Below are 18,047 nucleotides of genomic sequence, written 5' to 3'. Positions count from 1 at the left end.
GCCGTGGCCCCTGGTGGGGCCCGAGCGTGCCGGTCAGTTGGTGATCGTCAGGCTCGTCTTCTCACAGTGCGTGCTGCTGCCCACGAGGGGGTCGCTGCTCGTGAAGCTCACGAGCCACGACACGGTGCTCGTCGCGGACACCTTGGTGAGCGAGTTCGTCGTCACCCGGGTGGCCGGCGACGCGGCGTCGGTGAGCGTGAACGTCTCGGCGTCACGCAGGACCGACCCGCTCGTCGCGCCGCAGTTGTCGCCGGAGTACAGCGTGAACGACAGCGTGCCGTTGAGGTTGGTCCCACCGGTCGACGTGATGGTCGCCGAGTCGTTCGGCAGCCAGTTCTGGGCCGACGTGGCGCCGGTCGTGTCCTTCACCTGGAAGCACTCGCCCGTGCTGGCGTCGCTCGAACCCGTGTAGTTCGCCGTGTTCGAGGTGTAGACCGCGCGGTAGCACCACGTGCCGACGGCGTTCGCGACCACCGCGTTCGAGTCGGCCGTGGCGGTGTTGCCGGCTCCGGCCGTCAACGGCGAGACGGAACCCGCCGCCGTGCCGCCGGTGCTGCACGTGCCGCCGTTCGCCGCCACCTGGGTCGGGTTGCAGACGAAGAAGTCGACCGTCCCGGTCGGGCTGCCGCCCGCCGCAGTGCCCGTCACGACCGCGTGGTCGGTGACGCTCGTGCCGACGGCGACCGGAGCCGTGATCGGCGTGGAGCCGACGCGCGGCGTGGTGACCGTGGTCGTCCCGGCCGGGCCGACCGTCACGTCCTCGGCACCCACCGAGCAGTCGCCGTTGTGCGACTGGCCGACGGTGTTCGGCGAGTCCCCGCTGTACACGGCCTTCCAGTGGTACGTCCCGGCGAGCGTCGGTGTGTAGCTCGTGCTGTAGACGTTCGTGGCGGAGCTGTCGCCACTGACCGTGACCGACGCGTTGGCCGCGGTGACCTGGCTACCGCACCCGGAGGTGCTCGGGCCCCACAGCGTGAAGGCGATGGTGCCGCCTGCCGGCGTGCGGTTGGCCGCCACCGGCGCGGACGTCTCGATGACGTTCGTGGTCGGCCGCGGCGCGGTCCCGGTCAGTGACGCGGTGTCGGTGATCGGGCTGCCGAGCGTGACCGCGGACCCGGCCGTCGTCGACAGGGTCGGGGTGACGGGGTTGACGACGAAGCACTCACCGGTGCTGACGTCGCTCGACCCGCCGATGCCCGAGGCGGACACGCCGCTGTACACGGCCTTCCAGCAGAAGCGTCCTGCTGACGTCACCCAGGCACTGGGGGAGGTCACCGTGACCGGGAAGGAGGCGCCGGTCACGGCGACCGGCGAGCCGATCGTCGTCGCCGTCGAGTCGCACGTCGCGTTGGCGGTGTTGCTCGCCTTGCACAGGCTGAACTGGACCGAGCCGCCGGGGGTGCCGGAGCCGCCGCTCACCGCGACGACGGCCGAGTCCTTGACCTGCACGACGCCTGCGGTGGTGATGCTGACTCCGCCCGCCGGGACGTTGGTCGAGCCATCGGCCAGCTTGGGCGTCGTCGTCGTCGTGGACGTGCAGCCGCCGACGGGCACGGTGGGCTGCAGGATGGTGTCCTTGTAGTCCGCCGTGTCGGAGTTTCCGGTGACGGTGCTCGGGATGACGTTGGCGAACGAGCGGCAGGCCTGGACACCACCGAAGACGGCGTCGGTGAGGTTGAGGGCGGCCTCGCCGCGGAAGCCGTCGGCGCTGTAGGCGGCCGCGCTGACCGACGCGTCGAGCGGCGATCCGGGAGGGCTGAGAACGAGGTTCGGTGCGGTACCGGTCCACTTGCGCAGGTAGAGGTCCCGGCTGCCGCCCTGCTGGTCCCACAGGATCATGAAGTCGCCGGCCTTGCGGTTGGCCCACGGGTTGCAGGTGTCGATGAGCTGCTGGTCGGTTGCGGTGGTGTACGCGCACGCGGCCGGCGGCGGGTCCTGCATGAACTCGTAGGCGATGAAGCCGCTGCCGCTGTTGCTGTCGCGCTCCCACGCGAAGTAGAGCCAGTCGTCGCCGTCGCTGTCCTTGGCCGAGTTCGTCCAGCCCTGTCGCAGGTCGACCTGCGCGTTGGGGTTGGTGAGGCCCAGCGTCGGGACGGCGTCGGCGTGGATGACGCCGATCTTCGTCGTGTTCGAGTTGAGCGGGCCGAGCTCCTTGACGTTGCCGAAGAGGTCGGGCAGGTTGTTCGCCCCGTCGGCGCCCGGCACGACCGCCGAGCCGTTGGGGCCGATCGTGAAGGGCGGCGTCGAGCCGGCGAAGGCCAGCGGCGCCGTCATGATGCCGACGGGGAGTGCGACGGCTGCGACGGCGGTGAGCCAGCGGCGTCTGCGTGCGGGCGTGCTCGTTGTGGTCCTCGACGGGTTCTTTCCCGGCGAGGCAGGCCATGAGAGCTTCATGCGTGTCTCCATGTGTGTGCCGGATTCCGGCCCCCGATCCGGGTGGATGGGGCGCAGCGGTCGCAGCGGTGCACGGCGATGGAGAAGAGCTGCCCCCGTCGGCTCCGGCGCACCCTCCCGATGCGTTCCGACCAACGTCCCATCTCGAAAGGTAGGACCGGCGCCAACCGGGCACCGGGGAACCGGCAAGTCGGTGGCATATGTCCGGCAAGTCCGCGACCAAGTCGTGGAACGTCTCGCCATGTCGTGACACGTCGGTCGAATCGCCTTGCACCACAGCGGGTTCGGTCATTCGTGCCGCGCGACCACAGGACCGAGGTCCGGCCGCGATCGCGGCCGGACCTCGGTCGTGGTGATCAGGGAAGGGTGTTGTTGATCGTCAGCGCCGTCGCCTCCTTGCAGGTGGCGGCGAAGCCGGTCTGGTTCGCGTTGGTGCTCGAGTAGGCCAGCTTCCACGAGTAGCTGCCGGACGCCGTCACGACCACCGTGGTGTTGGACGTGCTGACCGTCTGCGGCGAGGCGCCCGCGACGGGCACGCTCTCGGAGTAGACGCTCGTGCCGGTGCAGTCACCGCTGGGGTGCAGGGTGAAGGTCGCCGACCCGGCGAGGTCGCCGCCGGCCGACGCGGAGATCGTCCCGGAGTCGTTCGGGAGCCACTTCTGGGCCGTGGTGCCTGACGCTGCGACAGGGTTCACGACGAAGCACTCGGTCGCCCGGGAGTCGGACGAGGACGGGATGCCCTTCGCCGTGTCGCCCGAGTAGACGGCGCGCCAGCAGTAGCGGCCGACGTCGCTGACCGTGTAGCCGGGCGACACGACCGTGACCGGGTTCGACGCGTTGTTCGACGGGATGTTCGTCGTGCCGACCGACGTGCCGACGTTCGTCGTCCCGTCGCACAGGCTCGTCGTGCCCACGGCGAACTTGCAGATCGAGAACGCGACGCTCCCGGTCGGGATGACGCTGGCCGGGCTCGCGGTGACGACCGCCGAGTCCTTGACCGTGCTGCCGACGGCCACGCCCGTGCTCGGAACGGTCGTGGTGCCGTCCGCCAGCTTCGGAGTCGTCACCGTGGAGGACGAGCAGTTGGCGAGGTCGATGCCCTGCGGCGAGATGAAGTCCTTGAGCTCGGCGGTGAACGACGAGGAGGACCGGCTCTTGACGAAGATGCTGCCGAAGGCCTTGCACGTGCCGGCCTCGAACACGCCGGCGGCCGTCAGGTCGATGGCGGCCTCGCCGAACAGGCCGACGCTCAGGTTCCCGCGGGCGATGGGCTCGGCGACGGTGCCGGTGTTGACGGCTCCTTCGGAGTTCGTGCCGTTGAGGTCCTTGTGCTTGCCCCAGCACGGCAGGCTGTTGGCCGAGAAGCAGTCGGCCGTCGTGCCGGTGGCCGAGGTGACCCACGTGTTGAGACCGAGGGTCGGCGTGCCGCTACCACCGAAGTCGTAGGTGACGAGCAGGTCTCCCGCGGTGCGGTTGATGGTGACGGGGCCCACCGTCGACGGCGTCCACCCGGTCGTCTTCGCCTGGTTGACCTCGAAGTCGAGGTTGGCGTTGCCGATGTTGACGAGGCGCTCCCACGCCAGATAGAGCATGATGTCGCCGGTGTTGCCCGAGGCGCCGATCGTGGCCAGCGTCTCGTTGGCCGTGTAGAAGCGCGTCAGATCGTTCTTGTTCGGCGGGATCGACCCGTCGACGACCGTGACGGCGGCGTTGTCCTCCTTGGTGCCCTGGCCGAACGCGTCGTCGGTCTTGTCCGCGAACTTGTCGATCCCGGTGACGCGGCTGGGCGCGTTGGTCCAGTCGGTGTTGCCCGTGGTGTTGACGACGAGGTTGCCGTCCCCGCCTTCGAACGTGCTGCCGGTGAGGTTCGCCTGGGCCGAGGCCGCCGCCGACAGGGCCAGGACGAGGGAGCCGACGCCGACGAGTGCGACCGCGCGTCTACGGCTCCGGATGAAGAAGTGGTGTCCCCGAGGCGTGCTCGATGAGCTGGTCATTGAAGACCTCCCCTTGCGAGATGTGCCCGACGCCGACCGACGTCGGCTGCGGGCGTGCGCGGTGTCACCAGCGCAATCCTGAAGGGGTTGCACGGCCCCACCCCTCCCCTCGAGAGGTGCGCGCCGTGCATCGCTGACACGTCCTGACAGTCGACCGTAGGCTGGTCGACGGTGCGATGTCGCAGAACGTGGGAAGCGGTCCGTTATGGTCTGAAGGTCAGCGGACTTGTCGCCCGATGTCCTTGCGTTTCAAGCGATTTCGCGATGAATGGCGTTTCAGACCGGGTGGCCGACGTGCGCGAGGGCCTGCCGGACGAGCACGCCGTGCGAGCCGCTCATGTCGGTGGACACCGAGATCGTCATGGCCTCCTCGGGTGTCACCCACGACAGGTCGAGGGCGTCCTTCTGGGGCCGGCAGTCGCCCATCACGGCGACGACGAACGCGAGGGACACCGCGTGCTGGCGCGGGTCGTGGAACGGGGTGACCCCCGGCGTCGGGAAGAACTCGGCCACGGTGAACGGCTGGGGCGAGAGCGGGATCCTGGGCAGGGCCATCGGGCCGAGGTCGTTCTCGACGTGGCGCAGGAGGGCGTCGCGGATCTTCTCGTGGTAGAGCACGCGGCCGCCGACGACCTCCTGGCCGATGCCGCCGTCGCTGTCGGCGCGCAGGAGCAGGCCGATGTGCGTGACCTGGCCCTTGTCGTCGACGCGGACCGGCACGGCGTGGACGTAGAGCATGGGCAGGCGCTCGCGGGCGTTGTCGAGGTCCTCGCGGCTGAGCCACGCACCGGTCGTCTCCACTTCCGTCATGGCTCACATAGTGCCAAACGGCAGCCCGCCGGCCCGGGACGGTCCGTCCCCGCCTGTCGCGGTCGGGGCTGATCGGCCCGTCCGCCCGACCGGGTGGGGTGCCTCGACAGGCTAGACTGGCGCGCACAGGCGTTCGAGCCGTCATCAGCGGCGAGCCTCCGGAAGAACCGACACCGCAAGCCGGCGGTGCTCCCAGTAGAACCGGACGGGTGGGCCCGTCACAGCCACGAACGAGCGGTCGCACGCGCCCCCGGGCCGTGCGGCAAGCGGGGTGGTACCGCGGCGGAGACGTCGTCCCCGGCACAGCAGCCGAGACCGCCGAGACCAGGAGCCCGCAGCATGACCTACCCCAAGGTCACCACGTCCGAGCCGACCTCCGAGCCGACGCCCGACGCCTCCCGCGCCACCGGCGTGCCGTCGAACCCGCGCTTCCCCGAGATCGAGGAGCGCGTGCTGAGGTACTGGGACGAGGACGGCACCTTCATCGCGTCGGTCGAGAACCGCGACGCCGGCACCGACGGCGACAACGAGTTCGTCTTCTACGACGGCCCGCCCTTCGCCAACGGCCTGCCGCACTACGGCCACCTGCTCACCGGCTACGTCAAGGACATCGTCCCGCGCTACCAGACGATGCGCGGCAAGCGCGTCGAGCGTCGCTTCGGCTGGGACACCCACGGCCTGCCCGCCGAGCTCGAGGCCCAGCGCCAGCTCGGCCTCAAGACCAAGCAGGACATCGTCGAGCTCGGCATCGACACCTTCAACGACGCCTGCCGCGCGTCGGTGCTCAAGTACACGGGGGAGTGGCGCGACTACGTCACCCGCCAGGCGCGCTGGGTCGACTTCGACCACGACTACAAGACGCTCGAGCCCGGCTACATGGAGTCGGTCATCTGGGCCTTCAAGCAGCTGCACGACAAGGGCCTGGTCTACGAGGGCTTCCGCGTGCTGCCCTACTGCTGGAACGACCAGACGCCGCTGTCCAACCACGAGCTGCGCATGGACGACGACGTCTACAAGATGCGCCAGGACCCGGCCGTCACGGTCGGCCTGCGCCTCGAGACCGGTGAGCTCGCGCTCGTCTGGACGACGACGCCGTGGACCCTGCCGGCCAACCTCGCGATCATGGTCCACCCCGACATCGACTACGTCGTCGTCGAGTCCGACGTCACCGGCAGCACCGAGCGCTACGTCATCGCCGAGGCGCGTCTCGGCGCCTACAAGCGCGAGCTGGGGGAGGACGCCGAGGAGCGGATCGTCCAGCGGCTCAAGGGTTCCGAGCTCTTCGGGCGCAGCTACACCCCGCCGTTCACGTACTACCAGGGCCATGAGCGGGCGCACCGCGTCGTCGAGGCCGACTTCGTCACGACCACCGACGGCACGGGCCTCGTGCACAGCGCCGGCGCCTTCGGTGAGGAGGACAAGCTCGTCACCGACCGCGAGGGCATCGCCCCCGTGGTGCCGGTCAGCGCCGAGGCCCGGTTCACCTACCCGGTCGTCGACTACGAGGGCATGCACGTCTTCGACGCCAACCTCCACATCATCGACCACCTCAAGGCCGCCACCCGGGGTGAGGGCGAATCCGGCTCCGTCACGCCCGGCACCGTGCTGCTGCGCCGCGAGACCTACGACCACAGCTACCCGCACTGCTGGCGCTGCCGTCAGCCGCTCATCTACATGGCGGTGTCGTCGTGGTTCGTCGAGGTCACCAAGATCAAGGAGCGGATGCTCGAGCTCAACCAGCAGATCGAGTGGACGCCCTCGCACATCAAGGACGGCCAGTTCGGCAAGTGGCTCGCCAACGCACGCGACTGGTCGATCTCGCGTAACCGCTTCTGGGGCAGCCCGATCCCGGTGTGGAAGTCCGACAACCCGGAGTACCCGCGCCTCGACGTCTACGGCTCCTTCGCCGAGCTCGAGCGCGACTTCGGCGTCGAGGTCAAGGACCTCCACCGGCCCTTCATCGACAGCCTGACGCGTCCGAACCCCGACGACCCGACGGGCCAGTCGACGATGCGACGCGTCGAGGACGTCCTCGACGTCTGGTTCGACTCCGGTTCGATGAGCTTCGCCCAGGTGCACTACCCCTTCGAGAACGCCGAGTGGTTCGAGCACCACTTCCCGGGCGACTTCATCGTCGAGTACATCGGGCAGACGCGCGGCTGGTTCTACACGCTGCACATCCTCGCCACGGCGCTCTTCGACCGGCCGGCCTTCAAGTCGTGCGTGAGCCACGGCATCGTGCTGGGCTCCGACGGCCAGAAGATGAGCAAGTCGCTGCGCAACTACCCGGACGTCTCGGAGGTCTTCGACCGCGACGGCGCCGACGCGATGCGCTGGTTCCTCATGTCCTCGCCGATCCTGCGCGGCGGCAACCTCGTCGTCACCGAGCAGGGCATCCGCGACGGCGTCCGGCAGGTCATGCTCCCGCTGTGGAACGCCTGGTCGTTCTTCGCGCTCTACGCCAACACCGCCCGCGGCGGCGAGGGCTACGAGGCGAAGTGGTCGACGGCCTCGACCGACGTGCTCGACCGCTACCTGCTCGCCAAGCTGCGCGAGTTCGTCGGCGACATGACCGAGCAGCTCGACGCGTACGAGGTCGCGGCGGCCTGCGACACGATGCGCGGCTTCCTCGACGTCCTGTCCAACTGGTACATCCGCCGGTCCCGCGACCGGTTCTGGGGCGGCGAGACCGACGAGTCCCTGGCAGCCTTCGACACGCTGTACACGGCCCTCGAGACCGTCACGCGGGCCATCGCGCCCCTGCTGCCCCTCGTCACCGAGGAGATCTGGCGTGGCCTCACGGGCGGCCGGTCGGTGCACCTGACCGACTACCCGCTCGTCGACGACCTGCCGGCCGACCACGCCCTCGTCGTGGCGATGGACCGGGCGCGCGAGGTCTGCTCGGTGGGCTCGAGCCTGCGCAAGGCGCGCCAGCTGCGCGCCCGCCTGCCGCTGGCCACGCTGACCGTCGTCGTGCCCGAGCCCGAGGCGCTCGAGCCGTTCCGCTCGATCGTCCAGGACGAGCTCAACGTCAAGGATCTCGTGCTCGTCGACGTCGACACGGCGGGCGAGGCCGACTTCGGCGTGACGCAGCGGCTGAGCGTCAACGCCCGCGCGGCCGGCCCGCGTCTGGGCAAGGACGTCCAGGTGGCGATCCGGGGCAGCAAGTCCGGCGACTGGTCGGTCTCGCCCGACGGTGTCGTCACCTCCGGCGGCCTCGAGCTCGTCGAGGGGGAGTACACCCTCGAGACGGTCGTGTCCGGCGACGGCGCCGACACCGCGGCCACCGCGATGCTGCCCGGCGGCGGCTTCGTCGTCCTCGACACCGCCGTGACGCCCGCGCTCGCCACCGAGGGGGTGGCCCGCGACCTCGTGCGCGCGGTCCAGCAGGCCCGCCGCGACGCCGGCCTGCACGTCAGCGACCGGATCCGCCTGACGATCCAGGGCTCGCCCGAGGTGTTCGAGGCGACGGTCGACCACCGCGACCTCATCGTCGGCGAGACGCTCGCCGCACAGTTCGCGTCGGCCGGGCCGGAGCACGCCCTGCCCGACGGCGTCGGGACCCAGGTGGTCGTCGGCGACGACCACACCGCGACGATCGTGGTGGAGAAGCGATGAGCGTGGCGAGCACCGGCACCCGCGGACACGGCGTCGACGGCGTGGAGGTGCGCCCCGCGGTCGGCGACGACCTCTCGGGCGTCCTGTCGGTCGGCCACCGCACCTGGCTCGCGACGTACGAGCCGCTCGTCGGCCCCGAGTACGTCGCCATGGGCCTGGCCAAGTGGTGGACGAGCGACGTCGTCGCCGCCTCGATCCGCAAGGGCCGCACCATCGTGGCCGTCGACGGCGACGACGTCGTCGGGGTGGCCACCTTCGGGCCGCAGGACGACGACTTCGTCCTGTGGAAGCTCTACGTCCTGCCCGACAACCACGGCAACGGCGTCGGCTCGCGCCTGCTCGACGCCGTCGTCGAGCGGGCCGTCGAGGGCGGCCACTCGCGGATCGTCCTGTCGCACATCGAGGGCAACGCCGGCGCCGCGCGCTTCTACGCGCGGCACGGCTTCACCGAGACCCACCGCGAGTCCGGCGGCTCCGACATGCCCGTCAGCGTCTGGATGGAGCGTCCGCTGCCCTCGGCCGAGGCCACCGGGACGGAGGACGCATCGTGAGCGGCGGTCGTCCCGACGCCGCAGCCCAGGAGGCGGCGCGCAACCTCGAGGAGATGAAGCGGGTCCGCGAGATCGAGGAGGAGATCCTCGCGCGCGCCCCCGAGAACGACATCGGTCCGTCGCTCGAGCGCATCCGGGCCGTCATGGAGCTCGCCGGCGACCCGCAGCGGGCCTACCCGACGATCCACCTGACCGGCACCAACGGCAAGACGTCGACGAGCCGCATGATCGACGCGATCCTGCGCGAGAGCGGCCTGTCCACCGGGCGCTTCACCTCGCCCCACCTTCACGACATCCGTGAGCGGATCACGCTGTCGGGCAAGCCGATCCCGCGCGAGAAGTTCATCGCCGCCTACGAGGACGTCGCGCCGCTCATCGAGATCGTCGACGCGCGCTCCCTCGAGGAGGGCGGACGCCGGATGAACTTCTTCGAGGTGCTCGTCGCCGTCGCCTACGCGGCGTTCGCCGACGCACCGGTCGACGTCGCGGTCATCGAGGTCGGCCTCGGCGGGTCCTGGGACGCGACGAACGTCATCGACGCGCAGGTCGCGGTCGTCACGCCCGTCGACCTCGACCACACCCACCTGCTCGGTGACGACGTCGTGGCCATCGCCGAGGAGAAGAGCGGCATCATCAAGGCCGACTCGTTCACGGTCTCCGGCGTGCAGGACGAGGACGTCGCACGCGTGCTGCTCGACCGGGTCGAGGAGGTCGGCGGCTCGCGGATCGTCTTCGAGGGCAACGACTTCGGCGTCCTCGAGCGCGAGGTCGCGGTCGGCGGCCAGCAGGTCTCGCTGCGGGGCCTGGTCGGCGACCACCCCGACCTCTTCCTCCCGCTGCACGGCGCCCACCAGGCGAGCAACCTCGCCACCGCCGTCGCTGCCGTCGAGGCCTTCCTCGGCGGGGGAGAGCAGGCCCTCGACACCGAGGTGCTGCGGGCCGCGTGCGCGTCGATGACCTCGCCGGGCCGCCTCGAGGTGGTGCGCCGATCGCCGACGGTGCTCGTCGACGCCGCCCACAACCCGCACGGCGCGCGCTCGCTCGTCGCGGCGCTGGGGGAGTCCTTCACCTTCACCCGGCTCGTCGGGCTGGTCGGGATCGTCGCCGACAAGGACGCCGTCGGCATGCTCGAGGTGCTCGAGCCGGCCCTCGACCACGTCGTCGTGTCGCGCAGCACCTCCCCGCGCGCCCTCGACCCGGAGAAGCTCGGCGACCTGGCCCGCGAGGTGTTCGGCGAGTCGCGCGTCACCGTCGTCGACGCGCTGCCCGACGCGCTCGAGCAGGCCGTGACCCTCGCGGAGCAGGACGGCATGGGTGGCGGCGTCGTGGCCACCGGGTCGGTCATCACGGCGGGCGAGGTGCGGATGCTCCTCGGCCACACCGAGGTGTGAGGCGGGGGACGCGCGCCGCCTAGGCTGGGCCCCATGCACCCCTTCGTCAAGCTCGTCATCGTCGTCGCGATCGTCGTCGCCGTCGTCGTGCTGTGGGGGCGCGTCGTCGGCCGCCGCGACCCCGACCGGCAGCCCGTGGGCCTCACCGACCAGGTGCGCGCCACCGTGAGCCGCGAGATCAGCGCGGGGCACAAGATCAACGCGATCAAGGTCTACCGGGAGGCCACGGGGGCGCCGCTGGCCGACGCCAAACGGGCCGTCGACCAGTGGTTCGTGCCCGGACAGGGGCCGGGCGTGCGCGACGCCGCGGCCTCGTTCGCCGAGGGGCGGCTCACCGACGAGGCCCGGTCGCGCATCAGCCAGCTCATCGTCGCGGGCCGGCGCGAGGACGCCATGAGCCTCTACGCCGAGGCCACCGGCGCCAGCGAGTCCGAGGCGCGGGCCATCATCCGCACCTGGGACACCGCCCAGGACTACTGACGCACCCCCGACCGAGACAACGACCAGGACCCTCACGCATGAACGCCCTCCGCCTCCACGGCACCACCGGAAAGTTCACGTGGCGCATGCTCGCCACCGTCCTCGGCGGCCAGTCGCTGTGCATCCTGCTCGGGGCGCTCGTGGCCCGCGGCGTCACGTCGGCGGCCGACGAGCCGGGGCGGGGCACCGCCTACCTCGTCGTCGGCATCGGCCTCTTCGTGCTGTCCGTCCTCGCTGCCGGCTCGATGCGCAAGCCGTACGGGCTGACGCTCGGGTGGGCCGTGCAGGCGCTGACGATCGTCAGCGCCCTCGTCGTGCCGATGATGCTCGTCGTCGGGCTCTTCTTCCTCGCGCTGTGGGTCACGTGCCTCGTCAAGGGCGCCTCGATCGACGCCGAGATGGCGCGTCGCGAGCGGGAGGCGAGCGGGCAGTCCGGCGGTGAGGCGGAGGCAGGCGAGGGCGCCGCGGGCGCCGGTGACCCGGCCGATAGGGTGGATGGGTGACCACGGAACGTTCTCTCGTCCTCGTCAAGCCCGACGGCTTCCGCCGCGGCCTCACCGGTGAGGTGCTGCGCCGCATCGAGGCCAAGGGGTACGTCCTCGCCGGCCTCGACGTGCTGACCCCGACCCGCGAACAGCTCGCCGCGCACTACGCCGAGCACGAGGGCAAGCCGTTCTACGAGCCCCTCGTCGAGTTCATGAGCTCGGGCCCGGTCGCCGCCGTCGTCATCGAGGGCCAGGACTGCATCAAGGGCTTCCGCGCCCTCGCCGGCGCCACCAACCCCACCGAGGCCCTGCCGGGCACCATCCGTGGCGACCTCGGTCGCGACTGGGGCACCAAGGTGCAGCAGAACATCGTGCACGGCTCCGACTCGCCCGAGTCCGCCACCCGCGAGATCGCGATCTGGTTCCCGGCGCTCTGATCGGAACAGGGGTCACTCCGGCCCCGTAGGCCCCCGTCGTCCCCTGCTGTCACGGCGGTCACGCATCCGGCGACACTCGCCGGATGCGCTCGGTCCTGCCGCCGGGTCGCGACACAATCCCGGCCATGAGCACCTGGCCGGGCCTCGGACGCGACCTCGCGGTCGACCTCGGGACGGCGAACACGCTCATCCACGTCCGTGGCCGCGGGGTCGTGCTCGAGGAGCCGTCGGTCGTCGCCGTCGAGGCCGGCACGGGGCGCCTCGTCGCCGCGGGCAGCCGGGCCAAGGAGATGCTCGGGCGGGCGCCCGGCACGATCCGGGCCGTGCGACCGCTGCGCGACGGCGTCGTGTCCGACGCCGACGAGACCGAGCGGATGCTGCGCTGGTTCATCGACCGCGTCCGCACCTCGCGCCTCGTGCGCCCGCGGATGGTGCTGTGCGTGCCGAGCGAGGTGACCGGCGTCGAGCGGCGAGCCCTCGAGGACGCGGCGACGCGCTGCGGCGCGCGCCGCGTCTACATGGTCGAGGAGCCGATGGCCGCCGCCATCGGGGCCGGGCTGCCGGTCTACGAGACGGCGGCCAGCATGGTCGTCGACATCGGCGGCGGCACCACCGACGTCGCCGTCATCAGCCTCGGCGGCATCGTCACCTCGACCTCGCTGCGGGTCGCCGGCGACGAGATCGACGAGGCGCTCGTCAGCCACGTCAAGAGCGAGTACTCGCTCCTGCTCGGGGAGCGCAGCGCCGAGGACCTCAAGGTCGCCGTCGGCTCGGTGTTCCCGCTGCGCGAGGAGCTGTCCACCCGGCTGCGCGGGCGCGACCTCACGACCGGCCTGCCCAAGACCGTCCAGGTGGGCTCGGCCGAGGTGCGCCGGGCCATCGAGGGGCCGGTGCTGCAGGTCATCGAGGTGGTCCGGGCCACCCTCGACGTCTGCCCTCCCGAGCTTGCCGGCGACATCCTCGACCGCGGCATCACGCTGACCGGCGGGGGAGCGCTGCTGCGCGGCCTGGACGAGCGGATGCGCCACGAGCTCGGCGTGCCCGTGCACGTCGCCGACGACCCGCTCCGCGCGGTGGCCCGCGGTGCCGGGCGCTGCGTCGACGACTTCGCCGGCCTCGAGCGGGTCCTCGTCGGCGACCCGCGCGGCTGACCGGGCCCACCGTGGACGACCGCACGCGCCGCCGCCTCCTCGGCCTCCTCGTCGCGGTGACCCTCGGGCTGCTCGTGGCCGACCTCGCCGGCTCGGGCGCGACCGACGCCGTGCGCCGCGCCGCGGCGGTCGTCGTCGGTCCCGTGCAGCGGGTCCTCGCCGGCGCCTCACCGGGCGACCTCGCGCGGCTCGAGGCCGAGAACACCCGCCTGCGCGCGGTCGTCGCCGACCAGAAGCGCGCGCTCGACGACACGACGCGCCTCCGGTCGGTGCTCGGCTCCGGCACCCTCGCCGGCCACACCTTCGTCCCCGGACGCGTCGTCGGCACGGCGCTCGGGCCGCTGGGTGGCCGCAGCGTCACGCTCGACGTCGGGTCGCGCGACGGGGTCGTGCCCGACTCCACGGTCGTGGCAGCCGAGGGCCTCGTCGGGCGCGTCGTGTCGGTGTCGCCGTGGACGAGCGACGTGCAGGTGCTCGGCTCGACCGGCTCGGTCGTCGGGGTGCGCGTCGGCCCCGCGGGCACGTTCGCGACCCTCGCGCCGCCCGGCACCGCCGACCACGAGGTGCGCCCCGGTGGCTCACTCACCCTGACCTTCGTCCAGCCGGGCACGCCGGTCGTCGGCGACGTCGTGCGCACGCTCGGCAGCATCGACGAGCGCCCTTATGCCGCAGGAGTCGTCGTCGGGACCGTCACCGACGTCGACCCCGAGGGCGGGCGGATGACCCGCACCGCCACGGTCCGCCCCACGGTCGACGTCGACGCGGTCGACGTCGTCGCCGTGCTCGTGCCGCAGGCACGGACCACGCCGCGCCAGGTGCAGACGGCCGCCGGTGCCACGACGGGAGCAGGGCGATGAGGCCGACGCTGCTCGGCCTGCTGCGCGCCCTGTACGTCGTGCTGGCGGCGCTGGCCACCGCGACGCTGCTGCCCCGCCTCGGCGTCCCCGACGCGTGGGTCCCCGACCTCGTGCTGCTCGGCGTCGTGACCACCTCGGTCCTGCGCGGCCCGCTGCACGGCGCGCTCACCGGACTGCTCGCCGGCTGGGTCGTGGAGCTCGTGCCGCCGGTCGGCTCGCCGCTCGGGCTGACGGCGCTCGTGACCGCGGTCGGCGGCCTCGTCGCCGGCCTGTTCCACAGCCCGGCCTCGCGCTCGGGCCTGCGCCCGATCGCCGCCCTCGCGGCCGCCGGCGCGGTCGTCGGCCTGGCCCGCGCCGTCACGACGCTGCTCGCCGAGGGGAGCGTCGACGTCCTGGCCGGCCTCGCTCGCCTCGCCTCGACGGCGGCCGTCGGGCTCCTCGCCGTGCCCGTGGCGGTCGCCGTCGACCGGGCGCTCGTGCGGCGGAGGCTGGGATGAGGCCGCGTCCGCGTCGCGGACGGCTTCGCGGACGGCTTCGCGGACGGCTGCGCGCGCGACTGCGGGGACGGCGCCGGCTCTCCGCTCCGTCACGCCCCCGACGCGCCCGACGCGTCCGGCGCGCACCCCGCACCGGCGTCGTGGGCGTCGTCGTCGTGCTCGTCGTCGTCCTCTTCGGCCTGCTCGTGGGGCGCCTCGGCGAGCTCCAGCTCGTCCGGGGCCCGCAGCTGGCGCAGGCCGCGGCCACCGCCAACACGCGCACCGTCACCGACCACGCCCTGCGCGGCCGGATCCTCGACCGCACGGGTGCACCCCTCGCGGCGAACACCTTCACGACGACCGTCACCATCGAGCGGGCCACGCTCGTCGACGCGCCCGACGGCGGCCGGGCGCTCGTCGCGTCGGTGGCCAACGCCCTCGGGCTGCCGTTCGACCGTCTGTGGGGCAAGACGATGCTCTGCGGCACCGCCGGCGCCCCGCGGTCGCCGGCGTGCTTCAACGGCTCGCCCTACGTGCCGATCCCCGTCGCCACGCGCGTCGACGAGCGCCGGGCACTGACCCTCCTCGAACAGCCGGAGAAGTACCCCGGCGTAGGCGTCGCCGCCGAGCCGGCCCGCGGCTACCCGCGCCCGGACGGTGCCCTCGCACCGCACCTGCTCGGTTGGGTGGCCCGGGCCGATGCGTCGGAGGTCGCGGGCAGCGCGGGGCGCCTCGACGCCGAGGACGTCGTCGGCCGATCCGGTCTCGAGCAGCAGTACGACGCCGTGCTGCGCGGCACCAACGGCTCGACCGTCGTGGCCGTCGACCCGCGGGGGATCGTCACTGGCACGGTGTCGACCACCGCCGCCGTGCCGGGGCGCGACGTCGTGACCCACGTCGACGCCCGGCTCCAGGCGCGCGTCGAGGCAGCCCTCGCCGGCGCGGTGGCCCGCGCCCGGGCGCAGAAGCTGCCCGCCGACACCGGCGCGGCCGTGGTCCTCGACGCGACGAACGGGGCCGTCGTCGCCGCGGCCAGCTACCCGACCTACGACCCGGGGCTCTTCACCGGCGGCATCACCCCGGACCGGCTGGCCCGGCTGACGAGCGAGGCGGCCGGGGTGCCGCTGTCCTCGCGCCTCACCGCCCAGACCTTCCCGCCGGCCTCCACCTTCAAGGTCATCTCCGTGCCCGCCGCGGTCAACGCGGGCGCCCGGCTCGACGGCCGCTACGACTGCTCGCCGAACGTCGACGTCGGCGGCCGGGTCTTCAACAACTACGAGTCCCGGGGCTACGGCCTCATCGACCTGCACCGCACCCTCGTCGTCTCGTGCGACACCGTCTTCTACCGCCTCGCCTACGCGGCCTGGATCGCCCAGGGCGGCCTGTCCGCCCCCACCTCGGCACCTGACCCGTTCGTGGCCATGGCCCGGGCGTTCGGGCTCGGCCGCCCCACCGGCGTCGACCTGCCGGGGGAGGCCGCCGGACGCGTCGCCGACCGGCAGTGGAAGGAGGCGACCTGGGCGGCCACCCGCGACACGACGTGCCGACGCGCCCGCACCGGTTACCCCGAGGTGGCTCGCACCGACCGCACCCGCGCCGGCTACCTGACCCAGCTGGCCCGCGAGAACTGCACGAGCGGGTACCAGTACCGCGCCGGCGACGCCGTGAACTTCTCGATCGGACAGGGCGACACCGCCGTCACGCCCCTGCAGATGGCCTCGGTCTACGCCGCCCTCGCCAACGGCGGCACGCTGTGGCAGCCGCAGGTGGCCGCCGGCTACCGCTCGGCCGACGGGGCCCTGACACCCATCGCGCCCCGACGCGTCGGCACGGTGCCGCTGCGCCGCGACGTCGGCGCCTACGTGCGGGCGGCGCTCGCCGACGTGACGCGTCCGGGCGGCTCGGCCGGCTCGGCCTTCGCCGGCTTCCCGCAGGACCGGTACCCGGTGGCCGGCAAGACCGGCACCGGCGAGGTCTTCGGCAAGGCCGCCACGGCCTGGTTCGTCGGCTACGGACCGACGACCCGGCCGAAGTACGTCGTGGCCGTCGTCGTCAGCCAGGGCGGCTCGGGGTCGAAGGTGGCGGCGCCCGCCGTGCGTGGGATCTTCGATGCCATCCTTGCCCTGAGGATGTGACCTCACGTGACCCTCACCTGACCGCACGTGACCCGCAGAACCGAGAGGCCGACGTGGACGACTACCTGAGGACCGACGCCCCCGTCGTCGAGGCCCTCGACCGGGCGTGGCGCCGCAGCCGGCTCACGGTGCGAACCCGCCTGTCCCGCTTGAGGTCTCGCGCGTTCCTGCTGCTGCAGAGCGCCGTGGCAGCGGGGGTGGCCTGGCTCGTCGCGCACGACCTCGTCGGGCACGCCACCCCGTTCTTCGCCCCGATCGTGGCGATCGTCTGCCTCGGCATGTCCTACGGCCAGCGCGTGCGGCGCGTCCTCGAGGTCGCGGTCGGTGTCGCCGTCGGGGTGTTCACGGCCGACGTCTTCGTGCACTTCGCCGGCAGCGGCCCGTGGCAGATCACCGTCGTCGTGTTCTTCTCGATGGTCTTCGCCCTGCTCCTCGACGGCGGACCGCTGCTCGTGACACAGGCGGCCGTGCAGAGCGTCGTCATCGTCGCCCTGGCCGCGAGCCCCGGGCAGGCGCTGTCGCGATGGACCGACGCCCTCATCGGCGGCGCCGTCGCCCTCGTCGCGGCCGTCGTCGTGCCCCAGGCGCCGCTGCGCCGGCCGCGTGTCGCCGCGGCCGAGGCCGTCGCGAAGATCAGCGAGCTGCTGCGCCAGGCCGTGCGGCTGGCCGACGACGGCGACGTCGACGGCGTGGCGCAGGTGCTCGCGTCGGCCCGGGGCACCGAGTCGCTGCTGCGCGAGCTGCGCCAGGCCGCCGACGAGGGCCTCGCCGTCATCACCAGCTCGCCGCTGTCCCGACGCCGGCACGCCCCACGCGTCCGGTCGATGGCCGAGCTCGTCGAGCCGCTCGACATCGCGATGCGCAGCACCCGCGTGCTCGTGCGGCGGGTCACCATCGCCGTCGGCCGTGGCGAGGAGCTGCCCGACAGCTACCGGACGCTGCTCGGCCGGCTCGCCGACGCCACCGACGTCATGGCCCGCGCCCTCGCCGAGAACGCGTCGGCGTCCGCGGGGCGCCACGCCCTGCTGCGGGTGGCCACCGAGATCGGCGACCTCCCGCGCACCTCGAGCCTCGCCACCGAGACCGTCCTGGCCCAGCTCCGCTCGCTCGTCGTCGACCTGCTCCAGGTGGCCGGGCTCGGCGTCGAGGAGGCGCACGCCGCCCTCCCGCCGGAGCGCGAGCGCGGCTGACGCGTCAGGCGCCCCACCGTCGATCCGGTGGCTGACTTCGCCGGGGGAGCGGGGGCGTGGCACGACGCAGGGCCGGGT

14 protein-coding genes are annotated in these 18,047 nt (G+C 72.5%); 11 read left to right on the top strand and 3 right to left on the bottom strand.

What is annotated here, in order from left to right:
- Positions 1–33: 33 nt before the first annotated feature.
- The 3 genes from BIV28_RS14945 to BIV28_RS14935 all read right to left on the bottom strand — a co-directional run bounded on the left by BIV28_RS14945 (position 34) and on the right by BIV28_RS14935 (position 5,198).
- On the bottom strand, positions 34–2,274 hold the full coding sequence (locus BIV28_RS14945; RefSeq protein ID WP_076263206.1) for a hypothetical protein: 2,241 nt from the start codon (positions 2,272–2,274) through the stop codon (positions 34–36).
- 476 nt (positions 2,275–2,750) lie between these two features.
- Positions 2,751–4,388 carry a hypothetical protein gene (locus tag BIV28_RS14940; RefSeq protein ID WP_076263139.1) on the bottom strand — a complete coding sequence of 546 codons (1,638 nt, stop codon included), beginning with the start codon at positions 4,386–4,388 and terminating at the stop codon, positions 2,751–2,753.
- A 276-nt stretch (positions 4,389–4,664) separates the two neighbouring features.
- Positions 4,665–5,198 (bottom strand): NUDIX hydrolase family protein, encoded by a 534-nt coding sequence (locus BIV28_RS14935; RefSeq protein WP_076263137.1) that lies wholly within the window; start codon positions 5,196–5,198, stop codon positions 4,665–4,667.
- A 339-nt stretch (positions 5,199–5,537) separates the two neighbouring features.
- Here BIV28_RS14935 and ileS point away from each other — a divergent pair, with 339 nt between their 5' ends.
- The 11 genes from ileS (at position 5,538) to BIV28_RS14880 (ending at position 17,969) form a co-directional block, all read left to right on the top strand.
- Entirely contained in the window at positions 5,538–8,816 is a 3,279-nt protein-coding gene (gene ileS, locus BIV28_RS14930; RefSeq protein WP_076263135.1) for an isoleucine--tRNA ligase, read from the top strand.
- Positions 8,813–9,367, top strand: a complete 555-nt coding sequence (locus BIV28_RS14925; protein ID WP_076263133.1) for a GNAT family N-acetyltransferase — start codon at positions 8,813–8,815, stop codon at positions 9,365–9,367. Before ileS ends, BIV28_RS14925 begins: the two co-directional genes overlap by 4 nt.
- Positions 9,368–9,420: 53 nt before the next feature.
- Positions 9,421–10,758, top strand: coding sequence for a bifunctional folylpolyglutamate synthase/dihydrofolate synthase (locus BIV28_RS14920; RefSeq protein WP_076263204.1), 1,338 nt, complete (start codon positions 9,421–9,423; stop codon positions 10,756–10,758).
- Positions 10,759–10,791: 33 nt separating this feature from the next.
- A complete protein-coding gene (locus BIV28_RS14915) occupies positions 10,792–11,238 on the top strand; it encodes a hypothetical protein (protein WP_076263131.1) in 447 nt (148 codons plus the stop codon).
- Between the two features lie 38 nt (positions 11,239–11,276).
- Positions 11,277–11,741: a DUF4233 domain-containing protein gene (locus BIV28_RS14910; RefSeq protein WP_076263129.1), complete on the top strand. Its 465-nt coding sequence runs from the start codon at positions 11,277–11,279 to the stop codon at positions 11,739–11,741.
- Complete coding sequence (ndk, locus tag BIV28_RS14905; RefSeq protein WP_076263127.1) at positions 11,738–12,160, top strand: nucleoside-diphosphate kinase; 423 nt, start codon at positions 11,738–11,740, stop codon at positions 12,158–12,160. Before BIV28_RS14910 ends, ndk begins: the two co-directional genes overlap by 4 nt.
- 125 nt (positions 12,161–12,285) lie before the next feature.
- Entirely contained in the window at positions 12,286–13,311 is a 1,026-nt protein-coding gene (gene mreB, locus BIV28_RS14900) for a rod shape-determining protein (RefSeq protein WP_076263125.1), read from the top strand.
- A gap of 11 nt (positions 13,312–13,322) precedes the next feature.
- Positions 13,323–14,168 (top strand): rod shape-determining protein MreC, encoded by an 846-nt coding sequence (gene mreC / locus BIV28_RS14895; protein WP_076263123.1) that lies wholly within the window; start codon positions 13,323–13,325, stop codon positions 14,166–14,168.
- The gene (locus BIV28_RS14890; RefSeq protein WP_076263121.1) at positions 14,165–14,665 is read left to right on the top strand and encodes a rod shape-determining protein MreD; all 501 of its coding nucleotides are present in this window, start codon (positions 14,165–14,167) and stop codon (positions 14,663–14,665) included. Before mreC ends, BIV28_RS14890 begins: the two co-directional genes overlap by 4 nt.
- Before the next feature lie 140 nt (positions 14,666–14,805).
- Positions 14,806–16,779 carry a penicillin-binding transpeptidase domain-containing protein gene (locus tag BIV28_RS14885; protein ID WP_076263119.1) on the top strand — a complete coding sequence of 658 codons (1,974 nt, stop codon included), beginning with the start codon at positions 14,806–14,808 and terminating at the stop codon, positions 16,777–16,779.
- A 53-nt stretch (positions 16,780–16,832) separates the two neighbouring features.
- Positions 16,833–17,969, top strand: a complete 1,137-nt coding sequence (locus BIV28_RS14880; protein ID WP_076263202.1) for an FUSC family protein — start codon at positions 16,833–16,835, stop codon at positions 17,967–17,969.
- The last annotated feature ends 78 nt before the right edge of the window (positions 17,970–18,047 follow it).

This window comes from Intrasporangium flavum, assembly GCF_001956915.1.
GTDB lineage: Bacteria > Actinomycetota > Actinomycetes > Actinomycetales > Dermatophilaceae > Monashia > Monashia flava.
The sequence above is the reverse complement of the archived record's forward strand: the minus strand, read 5'-3'. Positions and strand labels throughout refer to the sequence as shown.